This window comes from Thioclava sp. UBA3469 (assembly GCF_002378135.1).
Lineage (GTDB): Bacteria > Pseudomonadota > Alphaproteobacteria > Rhodobacterales > Rhodobacteraceae > Thioclava > Thioclava sediminum.
In genome coordinates this window covers 1-22,488 of sequence record NZ_DFRG01000114.1, presented here as the reverse complement: position 1 = coordinate 22,488, position 22,488 = coordinate 1, and the positions used below count along the sequence as shown (strand labels likewise).

Here is a 22,488-nt window from a genome sequence, read left to right as displayed (position 1 = left end):
GGGCCATTCACCCCCGGGATATTTCGACCAAGGGGAAGAGGAAAGGCGCATCCCTCTCTTCGCTCTTGCACAAATATCCCCGGGGGCGCGCGCAAGCGCGGGGGGCGGCGCCCCCCTTCGCGGCGTCAGTCTTCGAGACCGACGAGGGCCTGCGCGAATTCCTCCGGATCGAAAGGCGCCAGATCATCGAGTTGCTCGCCCACCCCGATCGCATGGATCGGCAGGCCGAACTTGTCGGCCAGCGCCACCAGCACACCGCCTTTCGCAGTACCGTCGAGCTTGGTCATCACCAGCCCCGAAACGTTCGAGATCTTGCGGAAGACATCGACCTGTTGCAGGGCGTTCTGGCCCGTCGTCGCGTCGAGCACGAGAAGCGTGTTATGCGGCGCGCTCTCGTCGACCTTGCGGATCACGCGGACGATCTTGGCCAGCTCCTCCATCAGGTCGGCGCGGTTCTGCAGCCGCCCTGCGGTGTCGATCATCAGAAGGTCCGCGCCCTCGGCCTCGGCCTTCTTCATCGCATCATAGGCGAGCGAGGCCGGGTCCGAGCCTTCGGGCGCGGTCAGGACCGGCACACCGGCGCGATCGCCCCAGACCTGCAGCTGTTCGACGGCGGCTGCGCGGAACGTGTCGCCCGCGGCGATCACGACCTGCTTGCCCGCGGCGCGGAATTGCGAGGCGAGCTTGCCGATCGTCGTGGTCTTGCCCGAGCCGTTGACGCCGACCACCAGCACGACCTGCGGCTTCTTGGGGTAAAGCGGCAGCGGTTTCGCGACCGGCTCCATGATCCGGGCGACCTCTTGGGCCAGAAGCCCCTTGATCTCGGAGACCGAGAGCTTGCGGCCCATCCGCCCCTCGGCGAGGTTCGCCGAGACGCGCAGCGCGGTGTCCACGCCCATGTCGGAGGCGATCAGCAATTCCTCGAGGCTCTCCAACATCTCGTCATCGAGGACGCGGCGCGGCTCGGCCACTTTCGCCTCGCCACCGCCGAAGATGCGCCCCAGAAGGCCGGGCTTTTTCGGCTCGGGGCTGGGGCGCTCGGGCGCGGGCTCGACGTCGAGCGGCGCCTTGGCGATCTGCGCATTCTCCTCCTCGACCGGTTCGGTTACCGGCGCGGGCACGTAGCCGGGCGCGGGCGGGGTCGGATCGGGGAGGTTGATCGTCTCGCTGTGCCGCGGCTCGGGTTCGGGTTCCGGCTCTGCCTCGGGCTCCAGTTCCGGGGCGGGTTCGGCGCGGGTCTGCGGCGCCGCCTCTGGGGAGGTCTCTGCGGGCGTCGCGGGCGCGGAAGGCTCCGGCGTCTCCGCGACCTCGTCTTCGCTGGCCGCATTCTCGGCGACGATATCCTCGAGGCCCTGCTCGAGCTTCGAGGAGGAACGCGTCAGACGCGATTTGAGCTTTTTGAAAAACGACATGGATCAGGCCTTTCCTTACGCTCCACCTAGTTCATCGCAGGCCCGGATGGAAGGCTTATCCCCCGGCAAAACCCGATCCCGCGCCCCAGCCGATCAAGGCCTGACCGCCCCAGTAGAGCACCCAGAGCGCGCGTGCCGCCAGCTGTTTGCGGCCTGCGTCGCGCAGCACGAACATCTCCAGCGCGAGGATCAGGTCGGAGAGGACGAAGGCGAGGCTGCCCACGACCACCATCAGATAGCCCGCAGGAAGGCCCATCGCCACCGCCGCCATCGCCACGATGATCCAGATATAGCTGCGCACCGGCCAGCACAGCCCGCCCGTGCGCGGCAGCAGCCAGAACTCCGCCGACAGCCCCAGGGCGATGAGCGGGATGGTCCAGGCGGAGGGCCGCGCGCCGATGTCGAGAAACCCCAGAAGATAGGCCAGATGCCCCGCCGCGAAGGCCGCCATGCCGATCAGGAAGGCCCGTTGACCGGGGCGCGACAGGGCGAAATCGCCCGCCGCCCCGAGCGCGAGACTCGCAAGGATCGCAAGTGGCGCCCCCATGGCCGCCGCCATCGGAATCAGCGCCACGACGGAGGCGGTCTTCACAAGGGTTTTCGCACCGCTTTCCCCAGCACCCGCATGGCGTACGAGGTAAATCGCCGCGAAGACGGCGGCGATGAGGAGACTGATCGGGGCTGCGGACATCATGGCCACATCTCGCGCAGAAAAGCCCGGCCGCCGCAAGCGGGGTCATAAAAGGGTCGAAATTGGCGAAAGAATAGCGCAAAACCATTGCATTATTGAGAGTGAGCGAAGCGGACCCGCAGCACGTGACCCAAGGCAAAGACCCTTCACGCAAGCGCCGCCTGAGCGGAGCAATTGCCAATCTGCTGCGGCGGTCGCGCGAGATCCCCGGGGTCGACAGTTTCGCGGTCGTAACGCTTTTGCCGGTGCCGCTTCTGCTGGTGGCGGGCGTCTTCGGCGGGGTCGCGGCCTGGGCGGCACTGGTCTGGATCGGGCTGTGCATGTTTATCCTGGATGAGGCGCTGAAGCATCCCTCTCCCGATGCACCGGAAGGCTCGGAATTTCCGGCAGCGGATGCGCTCTCGACGACATTGGCGGTGGTGCATTTCGTGCTGCTCGTGCTCGGCGTGGCGGCGATGTCGGGGCATACGCTGCTGGAGGGGCCAAGCTGGATCGCGGTCTGGCTGGCCTTCGGGCTATTCTTCGGGCAGGTGTCGAATTCCAATGCGCATGAGATGATCCATCGCTCGGACAAACGGCTCTTTCTGCTGGGGAAATGGGTCTATATCTCGCTGCTCTTCGGGCATCACACCTCAGCGCATAGGCTCGTCCACCACCGCTTCGTCGCGACGCCGGACGATCCGAATTCCGCGCAGCTTGGCGAGGGGTTCTGGTCCTTTGCGCCGCGAGCCTGGATCGGCAGCTTCGTCGGCGGCTACGAGATGGAGCGCAACCGCTTCGCCCGTCTGCCCGCGATCGATCCGAAAGCGCCGCTGAGCGCGCGGATCAAGGCGAGGATCGCGCGGCTCGGCCCCTACCCGTCCTATCTGCTGGGCGGGCTGTGGTTCGCGGTGCTGTTCGGGATGCTCTTCGGGGCCGAGGGCGTGGTGGCTTACCTGATGCTCTGCGCCTATGCGCAGGTGCAGATCCTGCTCGCCGATTACGTCCAGCATTACGGCCTATCTCGGAGGCGGCGTGGCGATGGCAGCTTCGATCCCGTCGATGCGCATCACAGCTGGGATGCGCCCGCGCCGATCACCTCGCTGTGGATGCTCAACGCGCCGCGCCATTCGGATCACCATGCGCATCCGGCGCGGGAATACCCGGCGCTTCGGCTTGGCGATCTGACCGAGCCGCAGCGACCCGTCCTGCCGCGTAGCCTGCCCGCGATGGCGGCGCTGGCGCTAGCTACGCCGCTCTGGCGCCGGGTCATGGACAAGCGCGTGAAAGCGCTTCAGGGCAAGCCCCTCGACGCCGACGCGCCCAGCGCGCGCTAGGCAAGCGGGCCGCGATCTGGCAGGTTGGGTGAAAGACCTTGCCGGAGCCTCCCCCATGCGCCCGAACCCGATCCTGTCTCTATCCCTTGCGGCCTTGGCTCTGATGCCGACGCTGGCGGCCGCTGCCGATCCGCTCGGCCCGCCGCTCAATGCGGAGCAATTCGATCAGCGCACCGTCGGGCGCACAATCACCTATTCGGTCTTCGGCCAGCCCTACGGCTCCGAGCAATACAAGCCCGGCCACAAGGTGATCTGGGCCTTCACCGAAAGCGAGTGCAAGGAAGGCGACTGGTATCAGGACGGGCAGTATATCTGCTTCGACTACGGCGAATATGCGCCGCTGCAATGCTGGACCTTCTACGACACGGCGCAGGGGCTGCTCGCGCAGTTCAAGGGCGATCCCTCGCAGGAGCCGCTGGTCAGCCTGTCGGAAAGCCACGACCCGCTGGTCTGTCAGGGACCCGACGTCGGCGTGTAAGCCTCAGAACAGACTGCCCTGAGACGGGCCCGGATCGGGCTTTTTCTTCTTCGGCTTCGGCGCGGTCGCACTTCCGCCCCCGCCCGGGATCACCGCGAGCTTGCCATCGGCGAACTCGATCTCAAGACCGGGCTGCTTTTCGGCCACCGCTTGCGAGGTCACCACGCCATCGGGGCCGCGCACCACCGCATAGCCGCGCTTGAGCGTCTCGGTATAGCCCAGCGTCTGGCGCATCCGGTCGAGCCGCTCGAGCCGTTCGCCCTGCGCCTCGAGCCGCGCGGGCAAGGAGCGCTCCAGCCGGGCTTCCAGCCCCGCCAGCCGCTCGGCGCCGTCGCGGTTGCGCCGCTGCGCATCGCCGATCATCCGCACCCGCGCCGCATCCAGCCGCCGCGCAAGCTGCGTGTGATCCTGGGTCGCGCGCCGCATCCGGGCCGCCGGTGCCGGCGCCAACCGCGCCGACAAGCCGTCGATCTCACGCGAGCGGTCCCGGATGAAGCGCCGCAGTAGGTTCGGCGAGATTTGCGCAGCCAGCGGCGCGAAACGAGTGTTTTTGCGCAGGACCAGCGTGCGCAGCGCAGGGCCCAGCCGCTCGGCCCAGAGATCGAAGCTTTGCCGCGCCGGTTGCGTCAGCGCCTCGGGACGGCCCAGCCCACGCGCCAGATCGCGCAGCCGCTGGCCGCGCTGATCGAGCCGCCCGCGCGCCGCGCGCATCATCCGCGTCTGCGCCTCCGACAGCCAAGCGGCCAGTTCGGCGCGCACCGGCACCGCCATTTCCGCAGCAGCGGTCGGCGTAGGCGCGCGCCGGTCGGCTGCGTGATCGACCAACGTCGTGTCCGTCTCGTGGCCCACCGCCGAAATCACGGGGATATCGCTTTCGGCCACGGCGCGCACCACGGCTTCTTCGTTGAACCCCCAGAGGTCCTCGATAGAGCCGCCGCCGCGCGCGACGATGATCAGATCGGGGCGCGGGATCTCCCCGCCCGGCGCCAGTGCGTTGAAGCCCCGCACCGCGCGCGCCACTTCTGGCGCACAGGCCTGACCCTGCACCGCCACCGGCCAGATCAACACATGACGCGGGAAGCGGTCGGCGAGCCTGTGCAGGATGTCGCGGATCACCGCGCCCGAGGGCGAGGTCACCACGCCGATCACCTGCGGCAGCCACGGAATGGGCTTCTTGCGGCCCGCGTCGAACAGCCCCTCGGCGGCCAGCGCCTTGCGGCGCGCCTCCAGCATCGCCATCAGCGCACCCGCGCCCGCCGGTTCGACATTGTCGACGATCAGCTGATATTTCGACTGGCCCGCGAAAGTCGTCATCCGGCCCGTGGCGATGACCTCCATCCCCTCCTCGGGGCGGACCTGCATCTTCGCCACCTGCCCTTTCCAGCTGACGGCGGCGATCACCGAGCGGTCGTCCTTGAGGTCGAAATACATATGCCCCGAGCGCGGCATCGACACACGGCCAACTTCGCCGCGCACCCGGACGCGGCCGAATTCCCCCTCGATCACGCGTTTCACCGCCCCCGAAATCTCGGAGACCGTGTAGTCATGCGCGTTCGAGCCGTTTTCGTCGTCGAGAAGGTCCATATGCCTGCCTGCTTGAGCGTTGGTCCGGGGCGCCTTGCCTCAGAGTTTCGCGCAGCTTAGAAGGCGGGAAAGCGAAGGCCAAGGGGGCGAGCGATGAACATTCTGGTTCTGGGCGGCGGCGGGCGCGAACATGCGCTGGCTTGGGCGATCAAGCAAAATCCGAAATGCGACCGGCTGATCGTGGCCCCGGGCAATGCCGGGATCGCGCAGATCGCCGATTGCGCGGCGATCGATCCGAACGATGCGGCGGCGGTGCTGGAACTCTGCGAGGCCAATGCGGTCGATTTCGTGGTGATCGGGCCGGAAGCGCCGCTGGCAGCGGGCGTGGCCGATGCGCTGCGCGCGCAGAACATCCTGACCTTCGGCCCTTCGGCGGAGGCCGCGAAGCTGGAAGCCTCGAAAGCCTTCACGAAAGAGATTTGCGACGCCTGCAACGCGCCCACCGCCGCCTATGCCCGCTTCACCAGCGCGGAAGGCGCGAAGGGCTATGTCCGCGAACAGGGCGCGCCGATCGTAGTGAAGGCCGACGGTCTCGCCGCCGGCAAGGGCGTGATCGTCGCGATGACGCTCGATGAGGCGTTCAACGGCATCGACGAAATTTTCGGCGGCGCGTTCGGAAGCGCGGGCGCGGAAGTCGTGATCGAGGAATTCATGGAGGGCGAGGAAGCCTCGCTCTTCGTGCTGTGCGATGGCGAGAACGTGCTGGCCGTGGGCGGCGCGCAGGACCACAAGCGCGTCGGCGAAGGCGATACCGGCCCAAACACCGGCGGCATGGGCGCCTATTCCCCCGCCCCGATCCTGAGCCCCGAGATCGAGGCGAAGGCGATGGACGAAATCGTCCGCCCCACCGTGGCCGAGATGGCCAAGCGCGGCACCCCGTTCCAGGGCGTGCTCTATGCCGGGCTGATGATCAAGGACGGCCAGCCGCGGCTCGTGGAATACAACGTGCGCTTCGGCGATCCCGAATGTCAGGTGCTGATGCTGCGGCTCGGAGCGCAGGCGCTCGATCTGCTGCTGGCCTGCGCGGAAGGGCGGTTGAACGAGGTGCAGGCGCAATGGGCGCCGGATCACGCGATGACGGTGGTGATGGCCGCGCAGGGCTATCCCGGCGCCTATGAAAAAGGCTCGGTGATCGGCGGGCTCGACGCGCTGCCCGAAGACGGCTCGCGCATGGTCTTCCACGCGGGCACCTCAGAGAAAGACGGACATGTCGTCGCGACGGGCGGACGGGTTCTCAACGTCACGGCCCGCGGCGAGAGCCTGCAGGAAGCGCGCGACCGGGCCTATGAAATGATCGACGCGATCGACTGGCCCGAAGGCTTCTGTCGCCGCGATATCGGCTGGCGGGCGCTGAGCTGAGGCGTGACAGGGGGCGCTGCCCCCGCTCGCGTTCCGCGCGCCCCCCGGGATATTTCCACCAAGCCGAACGGGCGCAACGGAACATTAACTACGCTCACGCTATCAAGGATTCGCGGAACAGGCGGGGACGCCGATGACCGCCCAAGACGAACGTGCCCGGCTCGCCCGCCCTTCTGCGGATCGAGTCGGGCATTTTTCGTTTTCGGCTTGGCTCAAATATCCCGGGGGGCTGGCGCAGCCAGCGGGGGCAGAGCCCCCTCACCCGGCGCGTCCCGAGCCCGCCGGCTCGCTGCCCTCTTGCCTTACCAAGTGCTTGCAACGCGGCTCGGCGCCGCCTGCCGAAACGTCAGGCAGGAAAATTCCTCTTCGCGCAAAATTTCCTCTTGCAGCCTACGCCGCTATCCCCTAAATCCGCCTCCACCGAACCGGCGCGGGCGTAGCTCAGGGGTAGAGCATAACCTTGCCAAGGTTAGGGTCGGGCGTTCGAATCGCCTCGCCCGCTCCAGTTCGGTCAAATACCCAAGGATGCGGGCGTAGCTCAGGGGTAGAGCATAACCTTGCCAAGGTTAGGGTCGGGCGTTCGAATCGCCTCGCCCGCTCCAATACAAAAAAGCCTCCCTTCGGGGAGGCTTTTGTTTTTCCGCCCCACTGCCCGTCAATCGACATGCCCCCGCTTGAGCGCGGCCCCTGCCCCGGCCTATAAGGCGGTGAGTTTCAAGGAGGCGCCCCATGCGCAAAGCCACGATCAGCCGCAAGACCGCCGAGACCGAGATCAACGTCGAGATCAATCTCGATGGCACCGGTCAATTCGATAACAAGACGGGCGTGGGCTTCTTCGACCACATGCTCGACCAGCTCGCGCGGCATTCGCTGATCGACATGACCGTGCGCGCGAAGGGCGACCTGCATATCGACGACCACCACACGGTCGAGGATACCGGCATCGCGCTGGGTCAGGCGCTGGTGCAGGCGCTTGGCGACAAGCGCGGCATCCGCCGCTACGGCCATTTCGCGCTGGCGATGGATGACACGCAGGTGCAATGCGCGCTGGATCTCTCTGCGCGCCCCTTCTTCGTTTGGAATTGCGACATGCCCTCGCCGAAGATCGGCACGTTCGACACCGAACTGGTGCGCGAGTTCTTCCAGGCCCTCGCCACCCATGGCGGGATCACGCTGCATATCGACCGCGTGCATGGCTTCAACAGCCACCACATCGCCGAGGCCGCGTTCAAATCGGTCGCCCGCGCCCTGCGCATGGCGGTCGAGACCGACCCGCGCATGGGCGACGTGCTGCCCTCGACCAAAGGGGCGCTTTGATGCTCACGGCACTGGTCGATTACGATTCGGGCAACCTGCACTCGGCCGAGAAGGCGTTTCAGCGCATGGCGAACGAGACGGGTCGCGGCACGATCGTCGTGACCTCGGAGCCCGACGTCGTCGCGCGCGCCGACCGGATCGTGCTGCCGGGCGACGGGGCGTTTCCGTCCTGCAGCGCGGCGCTCTATCGCTTCGAGGGGCTGGCGCAGGCGATCGAAGAGGCGGTGACCGTGAAGGGCCGCCCCTTCCTCGGGATCTGCATCGGGATGCAGATGCTGGCGACGCGCGGGCTCGAGTTCCGCGAGACCGAGGGTTTCGGCTGGATCCCCGGCGAGGTCGTGAAGATCGAACCTGCCGATCCGTCGATGAAGGTCCCGCATATGGGCTGGAACGATCTGGTGGTCGGCTACAATCACCCGGTGCTGAGCGGTATCAACACGGGCGACCACGCCTATTTCGTGCATAGCTACCACTTCAACGTAGCCGAGCCCGAACACCGTCTGGCCTATGCCGAATATGGCGCCGAGATCACCGCGATCGTGGGGCGCGACAATATCGTGGGCACCCAGTTCCACCCGGAGAAATCTCAGGCCACCGGTCTGCGTCTGATCGCGAATTTCCTCGGCTGGAAGCCCTGATGGCGCCCAAGGCGGTTCTGTCGTGGTCGTCGGGCAAGGATTGCGCGATGGCGCTTCATGCCTGCCGGACCGAAGGTCACGCGGATGTCGTGGCGCTGCTGTCGACGACCAACGAGGCTTTCGACCGCGTGGCGATGCATGGGACGCGCAATGAGCTGCTGCGCCGTCAGGCGAAGGCCGTGGGCCTGCCGCTGATCGAGGTGCCGCTGCCCTGGCCCTGCTCGAACGAGGATTACGAGGCGCGGATGGCCTCGGCTATGGATCAGGTGAAGGCACTTGGCGTCGAGACGATGGTCTTCGGCGATCTCTTCCTCGAAGACGTGCGCGATTACCGGATCGAGAAGCTGAAGCCGCTGGGCGTCGAGGCGCTCTTCCCGCTCTGGCAGCGCCCGACGGATCAGCTTGCGCGCGAGATGATCAAAGCGGGGTTCGTCACGCATCTTGTGACCGTGGATCCGAGCAAGCTCGATCCCAGCTTCGCGGGGCGGCGGTTCGATGAAAGGCTGCTGGCCGATCTGCCCGAAGGCGTCGACCCCTGCGGCGAGAATGGCGAGTTTCACACCGCCGTCAGCGCGGGCCCTATCTTTGACGCGCCGATCCCGGTGCGGGTGGGCGAAACGGTGATGCGCGACGGGTTCACCTACGCAGACCTGATCCCCGAGTAAGTCCGGCGAGAAATCCCGGCCCGCCGCGTCATCGCAGGGGCCGGGGAATACATCACTTCACGCGCTGCCAGTCCTGCGACTTGCAGAACAGACCGCCCGCCACGCAACCGGCCAGCGCCATCGCGTTGCCGTTCACGGTGACCTTGCCGAGGTAGATCTTGTTGTTGGACGGGCGCCAGACCTTGCCCTGATACTTGTTGTTGCCCTTCGGCTCCATCCCGATCACGAGCTGCTTGCCGAGGTTTTCCGACTTGTACTCGCTGCCGCCCTTGAAGGTCCGCACGATAGTCCCGCAGAATTTCGAGCCGCAGGGCGCGATGTCCACATAGGCATAGGCGCCGTCATCGGGCTGCGTCTTCCAGGTGCCCTCGATCGGGTCGGCCAGCGCCGCGCCTGCGCCCAGTGCCAGGGTCGCTGCGGCGATCATCAAAGTCTTCATGGCAAATCTCCTCCCTTTTGCCTGCTGGCCACATCAGGCCATGCAAGAGCGATTCCCGGCAAGACTGACGTGACGTCCGCGTCAGGCTTGGAAAATCCGCGAACCCGTGGCAAGAGGCATCGCGACAGTTCAGGAGTGCCCACAGATGATCCTCTACCCCGCAATCGACCTCAAGGATGGCCAATGCGTGCGTCTGCTGCATGGCGAGATGGACAAGGCCACGGTCTTCGGCGACGACCCGGCGGCGCAGGCGGCCAAGTTCGAGGCGGCGGGCTGCGAATGGGTGCATCTGGTGGACCTCAATGGTGCCTTCGCGGGGGAGCCCGTGAACGCCGCCGCCGTCGAGGCGATCCTGTCGCGCATCAAGGTGCCCGCACAGCTGGGCGGCGGCATCCGCGACATGGCGACGATCGAGCGTTGGCTGGAAAAGGGTCTGGCGCGGGTAATCCTCGGCACCGTCGCGGTCGAGAACCCCGATCTTGTGCGCGAAGCGGCGAAGGCCTTCCCCGGTCAGGTGGCCGTCGGGATTGATGCGCGCAACGGCAAAGTCGCGACCAAGGGCTGGGCGGAAGAGACCGATGTGATGGTCACCGATCTGGCGAAGTCCTTCGAGGACGCGGGCGTCGCCGCGATCATCTACACCGATATCATGCGCGACGGCGCGATGGGCGGGCCGAATATCGCCGCGACCGAGGCACTGGCCGGCGCAGTCGAAATCCCTGTCATCGCGAGCGGTGGCGTGTCGTCCCTGCCCGACCTGATCGCCCTGCGCGACACGGGCGTGATCGCGGGCGCGATTTCGGGGCGGGCGATTTATGACGGGGCACTCGATCTGACCGAGGCGCTGGCCGCGCTGCGCGCCTGACACAGCGCTGAGGAAATCCACCGCAAGTGACACAAATCATTGCGCCATGTGAATTTCCGCGTGAGGGTTAACCTAGCGTTAACACCAAGTGTGGAGGGTGCCATGAAACGCATGATGACGATTGCCGCGGTGACCGCTTGCCTCGCAAGCGCGGCCATGGCGAATGATACCAAAGGCTTTGTGGGTCTGAACTGGACCTTCGGCCCGGGCGCGAGCGGCCTTGAAGGGGTGTTCGGCGCGATGAATTACGACCTCGATCCGGATGGCGACATCAACGGGGCGAAGCTGTCATTGCATCTCGGTATCGGTCCGGGGCCGGTGCAGGGCAAAATCAAGCTGACCGGCGTCGCCGGACAGGACAACGCCATGGCGGAACTGGGCATGGGCTATGGCAGCCGCGGCTGGTTCGGCACGGGCGGGCTGATGGGCGAGCATTGGACCGTCGGCGGCGATCTGTTCTTCCAAGGCGGCTGGGAAGGCTTCGGCGGCATTCACAGCCTGCAGTTCGATCGGCCGAAAGCGCCCACAGCGCCGCCTCCGCCGGCCAATGAAGCCGTCATCGGCCCAACAACGAACCTGAACTGACGATCAAGGGCGGCTCAAGCCGCCCTTTTCCTTGGCTCAGGCACCCACCGATTTGCGCACCATGTCCCAATAGATATCGGCGACGGTGGCGCGGCTCAGACGTCCGCCTTCGCGGAACCATGTATTCACCCCGGTCAGCATCGCGATGATCGCCATCGTCGCAAGCTTGGTATCCGGGATCAGGAACACGCCCTCGTCCTGCCCTGCCTTCAGGATCGCTTCCAGCTCGGTCTCGTAGGTCTTGCGCAGCCCCTCGATCACCGCGAAATTCTCCGAGCTCAGGTTGCGCAGTTCCATATAGCTGAGGAACACCGCCTCCGCCCGCTCGAGGTTGAAGCGGATGTGGAAGCGCACGAAACGCTCCAGCCGCGCATGGGCGTCGCCCCCGCCGGGCTCGGCGTGCCACGCAGCGATCAACTCGTCCATGTGGGTCTTGAGAAGATCGAACAGCAGCGCCTCTTTGTCGGGCGTATAGAGGTAGAGCGCGCCCGCCTGGACCCCCACCGCGCCTGCGATCTGGCGCATCGAGACAGCGGCAAACCCGTGCCGCGCAAAGAGCCTTTGCGCCTCGGCGCGGATCTTCGGGCCGGTAATCTCGGAATGGGAGCCAGTCTTGCGTGCCATGATACCGACGCTAACTGAACGGGCGTTCATTATCAAACCCGATTTGCGGCGCAATCGGCACTGGCAATGGGGCCGCGCGCGCAATAGTTTGCCCCTGTCCCGAGAGGAGAAACCATGCGCGCCCCTGCCCTGATCGCCCTGTTTGCCTTGCTGGCCTCGCTCGCCGCCTGTTCGAAACAGTCGATGGAGGGCTATCCGACGCTGCTGCCGATGGACGAGATCCTGACCGATCAGCCCCTCACCCCCGATCCGGCCCCCGAGCTGGAGGCCCGCGCCGATGCGTTGCGCTCCCGCGCAGACGCGATGCGCAGCCAATAAAATCACGCCATAGAGCGGTTGAAGCCGCACGCCGCGTTGCCCTGCCTGCGCTTTCCCGCTAACAGGGCGCAAACCACCAAGTTTCGCTCATGAGGTCCCTATGTCCGCCGTCTCAGATACCGCACCCTTGCGTCTTGGCATCGCGGGTCTCGGCACCGTGGGCATCGGTGTGGTGAAGATCGTGCAACGCCATGCCGATCTGTTGGCAGCCCGCGCGGGCCGTCCGGTCGAAATCACCGCCATCACCGCCCGCGATCGCACCAAGAACCGCGACGCGGACCTGTCGAGCTATGCATGGGAAGACGATGCGGTGACGCTCGCCAAGCGCGACGACATCGACGTCTTCGTCGAACTGATGGGCGGCCATGAAGGCCCCGCGAAGAACGCGACCGAAGCCGCACTGAAAGCAGGCAAGGACGTGGTCACCGCGAACAAGGCGCTGCTCGCACATCACGGTCAGGCGCTCGCGGAACTCGCCGAAAGCCTCGGCCGCACGATCCGCTATGAGGCCGCCGTCGCGGGCGGCATCCCGGTCATCAAAACGCTGACCGAAGGGCTTGCGGGCAACGGTATCCGCCGCGTGATGGGCGTGATGAACGGCACCTGCAACTACATCCTGACGCGGATGGAAGATGCGGGCCTGCCCTATGACACGGTCTTCGAAGAGGCGCGCGCGCTTGGCTATCTCGAGGCCGATCCGAACCTCGACGTGGGCGGGATCGACGCGGGCCACAAGCTCGCCATCCTCGCCGCCATCGCCTTCGGCACGCAGGTCGCTTTCGACGACGTGACGCTGGAAGGGATCGGGCGCATCTCGATCGACGATATCCGCCGCGCGGGCGATATGGGCTACAAGATCAAGCTCCTGGGCGTTGCGCAGATGACTGGCCGCGGGCTGGAGCAGCGGATGACGCCGTGCCTCGTGCCCGCCACCTCGCCGCTGGGTCAGTTGACCGGCGGCACCAACATGACCGTTCTGGAAGGCGACTCGGTCGGCCAGATCGTGCTGCGTGGCGCAGGCGCGGGCGAAGGCCCGACCGCGAGCGCCGTGATGGGCGACGTGATGGACCTCGCACGCGGGTTGCGGCTGCCGGTCTTCGGCCAGCCCGCCGACAAGCTCGAGGCCCCCACCCCGGCCGTCACCGCGATCCCCGCGCCCTATTACCTGCGCCTGCAACTGTCGGACAAACCCGGCGCGCTGGCGAAGGTCGCGACCGTTCTGGGCGAGGCGGGCGTCTCGATCAGCCGGATGCGCCAATACGGCCATGCCGACACCTCGGCCCCGGTGCTGATCGTCACCCACAAGACGACCCGCGACGCGATCGACGCCGCGATCGACGCCCTGCCCGCGACCCGCGTGGTCGAGGGCGAGCCGATCGCGATCCGCATCGAAGAGGTCTGAGCGGATGGGGATGCTGAGCCATGTCTCGCTGGGCATCTCCGATCTCGACCGGGCGCTGACCTTCTACGCCCCGCTGATGGAGCGGCTCGGTCTGGCGCTGCGCTTTTCCGAGCCCGCCAAACAGTGGGCAGGCTGGACCGCCGAGGATGGCAGCCGCCCGATCTTCTTTATCACCCGCCCCTTCAACGGCGACGCCCCCGCCCCCGGCAACGGGCCGATGGTCGGATTCGATGCGCCCGACCGTGCGACGGTCGATGCCGTGTACGCCCTCGCGCTGAAACTGGGCGGCACCGATGAGGGCCCGCCGGGGCTGCGCCCGCATTATCACGCGGATTATTACGGCGCCTATTTTCGCGACCCGGATGGCAACAAGCTCTGTATTGCGTGCCATTTTTCACCGCAATAGCGGCTGGCCTCTCCTGTTAGCGTTCACGGGGTTGCCCTTCGCGCCCCCACAGGCTTTACCTATGCCCGGCCCACAACGCCTAGGCAGACAGGAAGACCCAAATGACCCCTCCGAGTGATTTCAACGACCGCATGCTTTCGCTGGGCCTCGCCCGCGTGTCGGAAGCGGCTGCTCATGCCTCCGCCGACCTGATCGGTCGCGGCGACGAGAAGGCTGCCGACCAGGCGGCGGTGAACGCCATGCGCGATCAGCTCAACAAGCTGGAAATCCGCGGCACCGTGGTCATCGGGGAAGGTGAGCGCGACGAGGCGCCGATGCTCTATATCGGCGAGGAAGTCGGTCAGGGCGTCGGCCCGGAAGTGGATATCGCGCTCGACCCGCTGGAAGGCACCACGCTGACCGCGAAGGACATGCCCAACGCGCTGACCGTGATCGCGATGGCGCCGCGCGGCACGATGCTGCACGCGCCTGACGTCTACATGGACAAGCTGGCCATCGGCCCGGGCTACGAGAAAGACGTGGTCTCGCTCGACATGACCCCGACCGAGCGCGTTCAGGCGCTGGCCAAGGCGCAAGGCGTCGAGACCAAGGACATCGCAGTCTGCATCCTCGACCGTCCGCGCCATGAGGACATGATCGCCGAGGTCCGCGAGACCGGTGCGAAGATCCGCCTGATCACCGATGGCGACGTGGCGGGCGTCATTCACTGCGCCGAGCCGGATTTCACCGGCATCGACATGTATATGGGCTCCGGCGGCGCGCCTGAGGGTGTGCTGGCGGCCTCGGCGCTGAAATGCATGGGCGGTCAGATGTGGGGCAAGCTGCTGTTCCGCAACGATGACGAGCGCGGGCGCGCGAAGAAGGCAGGCATCACCGATCTCGACAAGGTCTATACGCGCGACGAGATGGTGCGTTCGGACGTGATCTTCGCCGCGACCGGTGTGACCAACGGCTCGATCGTGAAGGGCGTGAAGCGCGAGCCGACCTATATCGAATCCGAGACGATGCTGATGCGCTCGAAAACCAGCTCGCTGCGCCGCGTGATCTACCGCAACCCGGTGAAGTAACCGGCGCGTCTGGATATTTTTATCGAGAAGAAGAGAAAGGCCGGAGCGCGATGCTCCGGCCTTTCGTCATTCTGGCTGGCGGTTACTCTGCCGCGTCGGCGTAGCTCTCGACCGGCGGACAGGTGCAGATCAGGTTGCGGTCGCCGAAGACGTTGTCGACCCGGCCCACGGGCGGCCAGTATTTGTCGACCCGGAAGGCGCCTGCCGGGAAACAGCCCTGCTCGCGGGTATATTTCCGGTCCCAATCGGCCACGAGGTCTTCCACCGTATGCGGCGCATGGCGCAGCGGGCTGTCCTCGGGGGTGATCTCGCCCGCCTCGATCTCGCGGATCTCGTCGCGGATCGAGAGCATCGCGGTGATGAAGCGGTCGATCTCGGCCTTGGTCTCGGATTCGGTGGGCTCCACCATCAGCGTGCCGGCGACCGGCCAGCTCATCGTGGGCGCGTGGAAGCCGTTATCCATCAGACGCTTGGCGATATCGTCCACCGTCACGCCCACCTCCGCGAAGGGCCGCGTGTCGATGATGCATTCATGCGCGACACGTCCGCGATTGCCCATGAAGAGGATCGGGTAGCCCTCTTTCAGCTTCGCGGCGATGTAGTTGGCAGCGAGGATCGCGACGCGGGTCGCCTGCGTCAGGCCCGGCCCGCCCATCATCAGGATATAGGCCCAGGAGATCAGCAGGATCGAGGCCGAGCCATAGGGCGCGGCACTCACCGGCCCCTCGTCTCCGCCGGTCTCGGGATGGCCCGGCAGGAAGGGCGCGAGGTGCGATTTTACCCCGATCGGCCCCATGCCCGGACCGCCACCGCCATGCGGGATCGCGAAGGTCTTGTGCAGGTTGAGGTGGCTCACATCCGAGCCGATCTCGCCCGGCTTCACCAGCCCCACCAGCGCGTTGAGGTTGGCGCCATCGAGATAGACCTGACCGCCATATTCGTGGGTGATGTCGCAGATGCGCTTCACCGTCTCCTCAAAGACGCCATGGGTCGAGGGATAGGTAATCATGCAGGCCGCGAGCTTGTCGCCCGCCTCTGCCGCCTTGGCCTCGAAATCCTCCAGATCCACATCGCCATTGGGCGCGGAATTCACCACGACGACCTTCATCCCCGCCATATGCGCCGAGGCCGGGTTCGTGCCATGCGCTGACATCGGGATCAGGCAGACGTCGCGCTGATCGTCGCCATTGGCGCGGTGATAGGCCGCGATGGTCAACAGCCCCGCATATTCCCCCTGCGCGCCCGAATTGGGCTGCATCGAGAAGGCGTCATAACCGGTGATCTCGCAAAGCTTCGCGGTCAGATCGTCGATCATTTCCGCATAGCCCTGCGCCTGATCGAGCGGTACGAACGGGTGCAGCGAGCCGAATTCCGGCCAGGTCAGCGGCATCATCTCGGCGGCTGCGTTGAGCTTCATCGTGCACGAGCCGAGCGGGATCATCGCGCGGTCGAGCGCGAGGTCGCGATCCGAGAGGCGGCGCATGTAGCGCATCATCTCGGATTCGGCGCGATTCATGTGGAAGACCGGATGGGTGAGGTAATCGCTCTCGCGCAGCAGCGCATCCGGCACCGCCGGTTGCGTGGCCTCGGGGGCGGCTTCGGTGATCCCGAACGCGTCGAGCACCTTGGCCACCACGCCCGGATCGCTGGTCTCGTCGAGCGAGATTCCGACCCGGTCGCGACCCACCTTGCGCAGGTTGATCCCGCGATGACGGGCGGCGGCGAGGATGCCCTGCTGGCCCACGCCCACCTCGACGGTGATCGTATCGTAGAAATTCGCAGGCTCCACCAGGGCGCCAGCGGCCTTCAACGCCTCGGCCAGTTGCACGGTCAGAAGGTGCACGCGTTCCGAGATCGCGCGCAGGCCGACGGGGCCGTGGAAGACCGCGTAGAAGCTCGCCATGACGGCCAGAAGCGCCTGCGCGGTGCAGACATTCGAGGTCGCCTTCTCGCGGCGGATATGCTGCTCGCGGGTCTGCAGGCTCAGCCGGTAGGCTCGGTTGCCGTGGCTGTCGATCGACACACCGACGATCCGGCCCGGCATCGCGCGCTTCATCTTGTCGGTGGAGGACATGAAGGCGGCATGCGGGCCGCCATAGCCCATCGGCACGCCGAAGCGCTGCGCGGAGCCCACCGCGATATCGGCGCCCATCGCGCCGGGCTCTTTGAGCAGGCACAGTGCCAGAAGATCGGTCGCGACCACGGCCACGGCTTTCGCGGCATGGAGCGCCTCGCATTCGGCGGTGAAGTCGCGGACATGGCCATAAGTGCCCGGATATTGGAAGATCGCGCCAAAGACCTTCTCGGCTTCCAGCGTCTCGGGCGCGCCCACGATCACCTCGATGCCGAGCGGCTCGGCGCGGGTCTGGATAACGCCGATGGTCTGCGGATGGCAGTTCTCGTCGACGAAGAAGGCGGTGGCCTTCGACTTCGCGACGCGCTGCGCCATCGCCATGGCTTCGGCCGCTGCAGTCGCCTCGTCCAGTAGCGAGGCATTGGCCACCGGCAGCCCGGTCAGGTCCGACACCATCGTCTGGAAGTTCAGAAGCGCCTCGAGGCGGCCCTGCGCGATCTCGGGTTGGTAGGGCGTGTAGGCCGTATACCAGGCCGGGTTCTCGAGGATATTGCGCTGGATCGCGGGCGGCGTGACCGTGCCGTAATAGCCCTGCCCGATCAGGCTGGTCATCACGCGGTTCTTCTTCGCGACGCCTTCCATCTTCTGCAGGAGGCCATACTCGGTCAGCGGCGCCCAGCCCAGCGGCTCGGCCTGACGGATGCTTTTCGGCACCGTCTCGGCGATCAGCGCGTCGAGGTCCGGCGCCCCCACGGCTTTGAGCATCTCCTCCATCTCGGCCGGTGAGGGCCCGATATGGCGGCGATTGGCGAAATCGTAACTGTCGTAAGTCGTGGGGGTGAAGGTCATGGATATTACCCGATGAAGTCTTTGTAAGCGGCCTCGTCCATGAAGCCGTCGAGCGCGGAGGCGTCGGTGAGTTTCATCTTGAAGAACCACGCCTTGCCCAGCGGGTCTTCGTTCACGAGGCCCGGATTGTCGGCCAGATCCTCGTTGATCTCGACGATCTCGCCACCCAGCGGCGCGAGGATGTCGGAGGCAGCCTTGACCGACTCGATCACGCAGATCTCGTCGCCCTTCTCGACCGTGTCGCCGACATCGGGCAGCTCGACGAAGACGACATCGCCCAATTGCTCGGAAGCGTGCTCGGTGATGCCGACGATCACAACGTCGCCTTCAGTTTTGAGCCATTCGTGGTCTTCGGTGAATTTCATGTAACGTCTCCCGATTGGTTGTTCAGCGTTTGTAGGTGGCAGGGCGGAAGGGCATCGAAACGACCTTGGCGGGCAGACGCTTGCCGCGCACCTCGCCATAGACGGTGGTGCCTTCGAGCGTTTCGGCCGGCAAATAAGCCATCGCCATCGGTGCCTCGATCGAGGGACCGAAACCGCCCGAGGTCACGCGTCCGATCGGATCGCCCCCCTCGGCCTCGGCGAAAATCTCGACGCCTTCGCGCATCGGTGCGCGGCCCTCGGGGCGCAGGCCGAGGCGCAGGCGGCTCGGTCCGTTTTCCAATTCGCTCAGAATGCGATCCGCGCCGGGGAAGCCGCCTTCGCGCTCGCCCCCCTTGCGACGCACCTTCTGGATCGCCCAGGCGATGTTGCCCTCGACCGGGGTCGTGGTGGTGTCGATATCGTGGCCGTAGAGGCAAAGCCCCGCTTCGAGCCGCAGGCTGTCGCGCGCGCCCAGACCGATCGGCTCCACCGCCTCATCGGCGAGCAGCTTGCGGGCAAATTCCACCGCGCGGTCCGCGGGCACGGAAATCTCGTAGCCGTCTTCACCGGTATAGCCCGAGCGCGAGATCCAAAGCTCCGTCCCGTTCCAGTGATAGACGCCCACATCCATGAAGCGCATCTTGGCGGTGCCGGGCACCAGAGCCTCAAGAACGCCCTCCGCGGCGGGCCCTTGCAGCGCAAGCAGCGCGCGGTCGGTGAGTTCCTCGACCGATTCCAGATGCGCCCGCATATGCGCAATGTCGTCTTCCTTGCAGGCCGCGTTCACCACGACGAAGAGATGATCGCCACGGTTCGCCACCATCAGGTCATCGAGAATGCCGCCATTCTCATCGGTAAACATCGCATAGCGCTGGCGACCCTCTTTCAGGCCCATCAGGCTCACCGGCACCAGCGCCTCGAAGGCCTCGGCAGCGCCTTCGCCCGGCACGATCACCTGCCCCATGTGGCTGACATCGAACAGCCCCGCCTTCGCGCGGGTGTGCAGGTGTTCCTTCATCACGCCCAGCGGGTATTGCACGGGCATCTCGTAGCCCGCAAACGGCACCATCTTGGCGCCCAGCTCAACATGCAGATCGTATAGCGGTGTGCGTTTCAACTCGCTCATCGCGGCCTCCCCTTCAGCCGGATGATCCGGCATCGATTCATGAGCCTTCCGGCTCGCCCGATGCCCCCTCTGTCCGTGCCTGCCATGCAGACGCCTGAGATCGTTATCCCTTCGGCGGATGCCGCGATTGCACGCCGCATCACTCTCCAGAGTCCTTCGTCGGGCACGGTCCTTTTGCCTGAGAGTTTACCGGGGCGGTTGCTCCTTCGGCACCGAGGTTTCCCCCGGATTCTCCCGTATCCAACTTCTCCCGATTACCTGAGGCCCCGCGCGACTGACAAGCCCCAATCGCCAAAACCGCCGCTTTACCGCCGAAAACGACCTCACGAGGTCGCGAATTGCCCAAACAAAAAGCGCGAGGGGCTCTCCCCTCGCGCCTTTGGAATTGGTTGTGCGAGCCTGCGACGGAGCCGTCAGCCGCGCGCCGGAACCTTGTGCAGAAGCGGCATCAGCTCGCCCATATCGGGCCCGTGCGCCATGCCGGTCACGGCCTTGCGCAGCGGCATGAACAGCCCCTTGCCCTTGCGCCCGGTCGCGTCCTTCACCTCCGCGGTCCAGTCCTTCCACGTGGTGTCGGAATAGGGCGGCGCGGGCAGCATCGTCATGGCCTGCGCGATGAAGTCGCGATCTTCCTCGTCGATCGAAGGCTCCGCGCCGTTCAGACACAGCTCGGCCCAGCCCTTCAGATCGTCAAGCTTGTCGATATTCTGCGAGGCGACCTTCCAGAACCGCTCGCGCTGATCCTCGGGGATGCCGAGTTCGGCAATGCGATCCGCCACGGCCGAGTACGGCAGATGTTGGTTGCGCGCGCGGGTCAGCGGGATCAGGTCCGCCGGGTCGAATTTCGTGGGCGCCGAGCCGAAGTGGTTCAGCTCGAACCCGTCGGCCAGCTCGTCGATCGACATCTTCAGCTCGATCGGCTGGCTCGAACCAAGACGCGCCATCATCGACAGCAGCGCCTCGGGGGCGATGCCTTCGGCGCGCAGATCGCGGATCGAGAGCGCGCCAAGGCGCTTCGACAGTTCCTCGCCCTGCGGGCCGGTCAGCAGCGAATGGTGCGCGAAGTTCGGAACCTTGCCGCCGATCGCCTCGATGATCTGGATCTGCGTCGCGGTATTGGTGACGTGATCGCCGCCGCGCACGATATGGGTGATGCCCATATCCGCGTCGTCGACCGGTGAGGCGAAGGTGTAAAGCACCTGCCCCGAGGCCTTGATCAGCACCGGATCGGACACGGAGGCCGCATCGATCGACAGATCGCCGAGGATGCCGTCTTTCCACTCGATCCGCTCGAGTTCCAGCTTGAAACGCCAGTAACCTTCCTTGCCTTCCGCGCGCATCGCGTCTTTTTCGGCATCCGACAGATGCATGGACGCGCGGTCATAGACCGGCGGCTTGCCCATGTTCAGCTGCTTCTTGCGCTTGAGGTCCAGCTCGGTCGGGCTCTCGAAACATTCATAAAGCTTACCGTCGGCCTTCAGCTGCTCGGCCACTTCGGCATAGCGGTCGAGACGCAGCGACTGACGCTCTTCCCGGTCCCATTCGATGCCGAGCCATTCGAGGTCCTGCTTCAGCGCGTCGATATATTCCTGCTTCGAACGCTCCTGATCGGTATCGTCGAGGCGCAGGATGAATTGACCGCCGGTCTTGCGGGCGATCAGGTAGTTCATCAGCGCGGTGCGCAGGTTGCCGACATGGATATAGCCGGTGGGCGACGGGGCGAAACGGGTAACGGTGGTCATCTGGGCAAACTCCTGTTGGCGCCTGCTCTTTCACAAGGCGGCCCGTTTGTCCATATGAGGGGCCATGCGGCGCGTGCAGAGCGGCTTGGAGGGTGCGATGAGCGAGGGTTACGACTGGGCGGAGGTCACGGCACCGGGCATCGAGGAGATCGAGGCGCTGGCCGAGGCCGCACGCGCGGCGCTTCCGCCGGAATTCGCCCACGCCGCGCAGGGCGTCGCGATCCGGGTGGAAGACTTCGCCTCCGAGGCGATGCTTGCCGATCTCGGCATCGAGGACCCTTTCGAGCTGACCGGGCTCTATGACGGCATCCCGCTGACCGAGAAATCCGTGATGGACCCCGGCGGCCACACGGATGTGATCTGGCTCTTCCGCCGCCCGATCCTCGACGAGTGGGTCTCGCGCGGAAACGAACCCTTGGGGGCCCTCGTCACCCATATTTTCGTGCATGAACTGGCGCATCACCTTGGATGGTCCGACGCGGATATTTCGTCGATCGATCGCTGGTGGGAGTGAACCGAAGCGGCTCACGCAACGTTCACGACTCTGTGGAAGCGGCGCGATGCGCTAGACTTCGACCTGCGAAGACCAACCATCGAGAGGGAGAGACCCGATGACCAGGACCTTCATGACCCGCCGCGCAGCATTGAAAACCGCCGCTTTCCTGCCCGCCGCCCCCGCGCTTCTGACCGGGACCGGCGCCGCCGCGCAAAGCTCGAACGAAGCCCCGCCCGCGATCCCGCGTTATCGCCGGATGCAGATGGGCGACCTGACGATCACCACGCTGCTCGCCGGATCCCGCGAGTTGGAAAACCCGCAAACGATCTTCGGCATGAATGCCAGCCCCGAAGACTTCGCGGCCGTCTCGGAAGCCGCTTATATCCCCGCCGACAAGTCTCTGAATTTCTTCACGCCCACACTGATCGAGACTGGCTCGGAGAAAATCCTCTTCGATACCGGCCTGTCGCCGGAGGGGATCACCTCCGCGCTTTCCGCCGCCGGACACGCGCCCGAGGACATCACCCATGTCGTGATCACCCATATGCATGGCGACCATATCGGCGGGCTGATGGGCGATGGCGGCGAGACCTTCGCCAATGCCGCCTATATCACCGGCCAGAAAGAATTCGACCACTGGTCGAATGCGGGCAACGACACGTTCGAAGCC

23 protein-coding genes, 2 tRNA genes and 1 riboswitch are annotated in these 22,488 nt (G+C 65.7%); of the genes, 16 read left to right on the top strand and 9 right to left on the bottom strand.

What is annotated here, in order from left to right; all coding sequences use genetic code 11:
* Positions 1–125 precede the first annotated feature (125 nt).
* Positions 126–1,412: a signal recognition particle-docking protein FtsY gene (gene ftsY, locus B3D39_RS09505; protein ID WP_078569451.1), complete on the bottom strand. Its 1,287-nt coding sequence runs from the start codon at positions 1,410–1,412 to the stop codon at positions 126–128.
* A gap of 55 nt (positions 1,413–1,467) precedes the next feature.
* Positions 1,468–2,106, bottom strand: a complete 639-nt coding sequence (locus B3D39_RS09500) for a lysoplasmalogenase (protein ID WP_274962064.1) — start codon at positions 2,104–2,106, stop codon at positions 1,468–1,470.
* Positions 2,107–2,228: 122 nt separating this feature from the next.
* On the opposite strand from B3D39_RS09500, the gene B3D39_RS09495 reads away from it, so the two are divergent.
* Positions 2,229–3,419 carry an alkane 1-monooxygenase gene (locus tag B3D39_RS09495; RefSeq protein ID WP_286789628.1) on the top strand — a complete coding sequence of 397 codons (1,191 nt, stop codon included), beginning with the start codon at positions 2,229–2,231 and terminating at the stop codon, positions 3,417–3,419.
* A 55-nt stretch (positions 3,420–3,474) separates the two neighbouring features.
* Positions 3,475–3,897 carry a hypothetical protein gene (locus B3D39_RS09490; protein WP_274962062.1) on the top strand — a complete coding sequence of 141 codons (423 nt, stop codon included), beginning with the start codon at positions 3,475–3,477 and terminating at the stop codon, positions 3,895–3,897.
* Positions 3,898–3,900: 3 nt separating this feature from the next.
* Here the strand turns inward: B3D39_RS09490 and xseA are convergent, their stop codons facing one another.
* Positions 3,901–5,481 carry an exodeoxyribonuclease VII large subunit gene (gene xseA, locus B3D39_RS09485; protein ID WP_274962061.1) on the bottom strand — a complete coding sequence of 527 codons (1,581 nt, stop codon included), beginning with the start codon at positions 5,479–5,481 and terminating at the stop codon, positions 3,901–3,903.
* A 93-nt stretch (positions 5,482–5,574) separates the two neighbouring features.
* Between xseA and purD the strand changes: the two genes are divergently transcribed.
* From purD to B3D39_RS09455, 6 genes are all read left to right on the top strand, one after another.
* Entirely contained in the window at positions 5,575–6,840 is a 1,266-nt protein-coding gene (gene purD, locus B3D39_RS09480; RefSeq protein WP_274962060.1) for a phosphoribosylamine--glycine ligase, read from the top strand.
* 430 nt (positions 6,841–7,270) lie between these two features.
* Positions 7,271–7,345 (top strand) — tRNA-Gly (locus tag B3D39_RS09475).
* Between the two features lie 22 nt (positions 7,346–7,367).
* A tRNA-Gly gene (locus B3D39_RS09470) sits at positions 7,368–7,442 on the top strand.
* 127 nt (positions 7,443–7,569) lie between these two features.
* Positions 7,570–8,157, top strand: a complete 588-nt coding sequence (gene hisB, locus B3D39_RS09465; protein WP_274963058.1) for an imidazoleglycerol-phosphate dehydratase HisB — start codon at positions 7,570–7,572, stop codon at positions 8,155–8,157.
* Positions 8,157–8,795 carry an imidazole glycerol phosphate synthase subunit HisH gene (gene hisH, locus B3D39_RS09460; RefSeq protein WP_274963059.1) on the top strand — a complete coding sequence of 213 codons (639 nt, stop codon included), beginning with the start codon at positions 8,157–8,159 and terminating at the stop codon, positions 8,793–8,795. Before hisB ends, hisH begins: the two co-directional genes overlap by 1 nt.
* On the top strand, positions 8,795–9,460 hold the full coding sequence (locus B3D39_RS09455; RefSeq protein WP_274963060.1) for an adenine nucleotide alpha hydrolase: 666 nt from the start codon (positions 8,795–8,797) through the stop codon (positions 9,458–9,460). Before hisH ends, B3D39_RS09455 begins: the two co-directional genes overlap by 1 nt.
* A gap of 52 nt (positions 9,461–9,512) precedes the next feature.
* On the opposite strand, the gene B3D39_RS09450 is transcribed toward B3D39_RS09455, so the two are convergent.
* On the bottom strand, positions 9,513–9,899 hold the full coding sequence (locus B3D39_RS09450) for a DUF2147 domain-containing protein (RefSeq protein ID WP_078519662.1): 387 nt from the start codon (positions 9,897–9,899) through the stop codon (positions 9,513–9,515).
* 145 nt (positions 9,900–10,044) lie between these two features.
* Here B3D39_RS09450 and hisA point away from each other — a divergent pair, with 145 nt between their 5' ends.
* The gene (gene hisA / locus B3D39_RS09445; RefSeq protein WP_274963061.1) at positions 10,045–10,764 is read left to right on the top strand and encodes a 1-(5-phosphoribosyl)-5-[(5-phosphoribosylamino)methylideneamino]imidazole-4-carboxamide isomerase; all 720 of its coding nucleotides are present in this window, start codon (positions 10,045–10,047) and stop codon (positions 10,762–10,764) included.
* A gap of 102 nt (positions 10,765–10,866) precedes the next feature.
* Positions 10,867–11,349, top strand: a complete 483-nt coding sequence (locus tag B3D39_RS09440; RefSeq protein ID WP_274963062.1) for a hypothetical protein — start codon at positions 10,867–10,869, stop codon at positions 11,347–11,349.
* Positions 11,350–11,385: 36 nt separating this feature from the next.
* Here the strand turns inward: B3D39_RS09440 and B3D39_RS09435 are convergent, their stop codons facing one another.
* Positions 11,386–11,973 (bottom strand): TetR/AcrR family transcriptional regulator, encoded by a 588-nt coding sequence (locus B3D39_RS09435; RefSeq protein WP_274963063.1) that lies wholly within the window; start codon positions 11,971–11,973, stop codon positions 11,386–11,388.
* Positions 11,974–12,087: 114 nt separating this feature from the next.
* Here B3D39_RS09435 and B3D39_RS09430 point away from each other — a divergent pair, with 114 nt between their 5' ends.
* The 4 genes from B3D39_RS09430 to glpX all read left to right on the top strand — a co-directional run bounded on the left by B3D39_RS09430 (position 12,088) and on the right by glpX (position 15,166).
* The gene (locus tag B3D39_RS09430; protein WP_078539731.1) at positions 12,088–12,291 is read left to right on the top strand and encodes a hypothetical protein; all 204 of its coding nucleotides are present in this window, start codon (positions 12,088–12,090) and stop codon (positions 12,289–12,291) included.
* A gap of 100 nt (positions 12,292–12,391) precedes the next feature.
* Complete coding sequence (locus tag B3D39_RS09425) at positions 12,392–13,693, top strand: homoserine dehydrogenase (RefSeq protein WP_274963064.1); 1,302 nt, start codon at positions 12,392–12,394, stop codon at positions 13,691–13,693.
* A 4-nt stretch (positions 13,694–13,697) separates the two neighbouring features.
* Positions 13,698–14,099: a VOC family protein gene (locus B3D39_RS09420; protein WP_246831818.1), complete on the top strand. Its 402-nt coding sequence runs from the start codon at positions 13,698–13,700 to the stop codon at positions 14,097–14,099.
* A 101-nt stretch (positions 14,100–14,200) separates the two neighbouring features.
* Positions 14,201–15,166: a class II fructose-bisphosphatase gene (gene glpX, locus B3D39_RS09415; RefSeq protein ID WP_274963065.1), complete on the top strand. Its 966-nt coding sequence runs from the start codon at positions 14,201–14,203 to the stop codon at positions 15,164–15,166.
* Between the two features lie 82 nt (positions 15,167–15,248).
* Here the strand turns inward: glpX and gcvP are convergent, their stop codons facing one another.
* The 4 genes from gcvP to gltX all read right to left on the bottom strand — a co-directional run bounded on the left by gcvP (position 15,249) and on the right by gltX (position 21,322).
* Positions 15,249–18,089 (bottom strand): aminomethyl-transferring glycine dehydrogenase, encoded by a 2,841-nt coding sequence (gene gcvP, locus B3D39_RS09410; protein ID WP_274963066.1) that lies wholly within the window; start codon positions 18,087–18,089, stop codon positions 15,249–15,251.
* A 5-nt stretch (positions 18,090–18,094) separates the two neighbouring features.
* A complete protein-coding gene (gene gcvH, locus B3D39_RS09405) occupies positions 18,095–18,454 on the bottom strand; it encodes a glycine cleavage system protein GcvH (protein ID WP_078546225.1) in 360 nt (119 codons plus the stop codon).
* 22 nt (positions 18,455–18,476) lie between these two features.
* Positions 18,477–19,580 (bottom strand): glycine cleavage system aminomethyltransferase GcvT, encoded by a 1,104-nt coding sequence (gcvT, locus tag B3D39_RS09400; RefSeq protein ID WP_274963067.1) that lies wholly within the window; start codon positions 19,578–19,580, stop codon positions 18,477–18,479.
* 156 nt (positions 19,581–19,736) lie between these two features.
* A riboswitch (glycine riboswitch) is annotated at positions 19,737–19,827 on the bottom strand.
* A 166-nt stretch (positions 19,828–19,993) separates the two neighbouring features.
* Entirely contained in the window at positions 19,994–21,322 is a 1,329-nt protein-coding gene (gene gltX, locus B3D39_RS09395; protein ID WP_274963068.1) for a glutamate--tRNA ligase, read from the bottom strand.
* Between the two features lie 97 nt (positions 21,323–21,419).
* Here gltX and B3D39_RS09390 point away from each other — a divergent pair, with 97 nt between their 5' ends.
* Positions 21,420–21,836, top strand: a complete 417-nt coding sequence (locus B3D39_RS09390; protein WP_274963069.1) for a metallopeptidase family protein — start codon at positions 21,420–21,422, stop codon at positions 21,834–21,836.
* A 97-nt stretch (positions 21,837–21,933) separates the two neighbouring features.
* The coding region (locus B3D39_RS09385) for an MBL fold metallo-hydrolase (RefSeq protein ID WP_286789627.1) at positions 21,934–22,488 on the top strand (555 nt) is incomplete at its 3' end.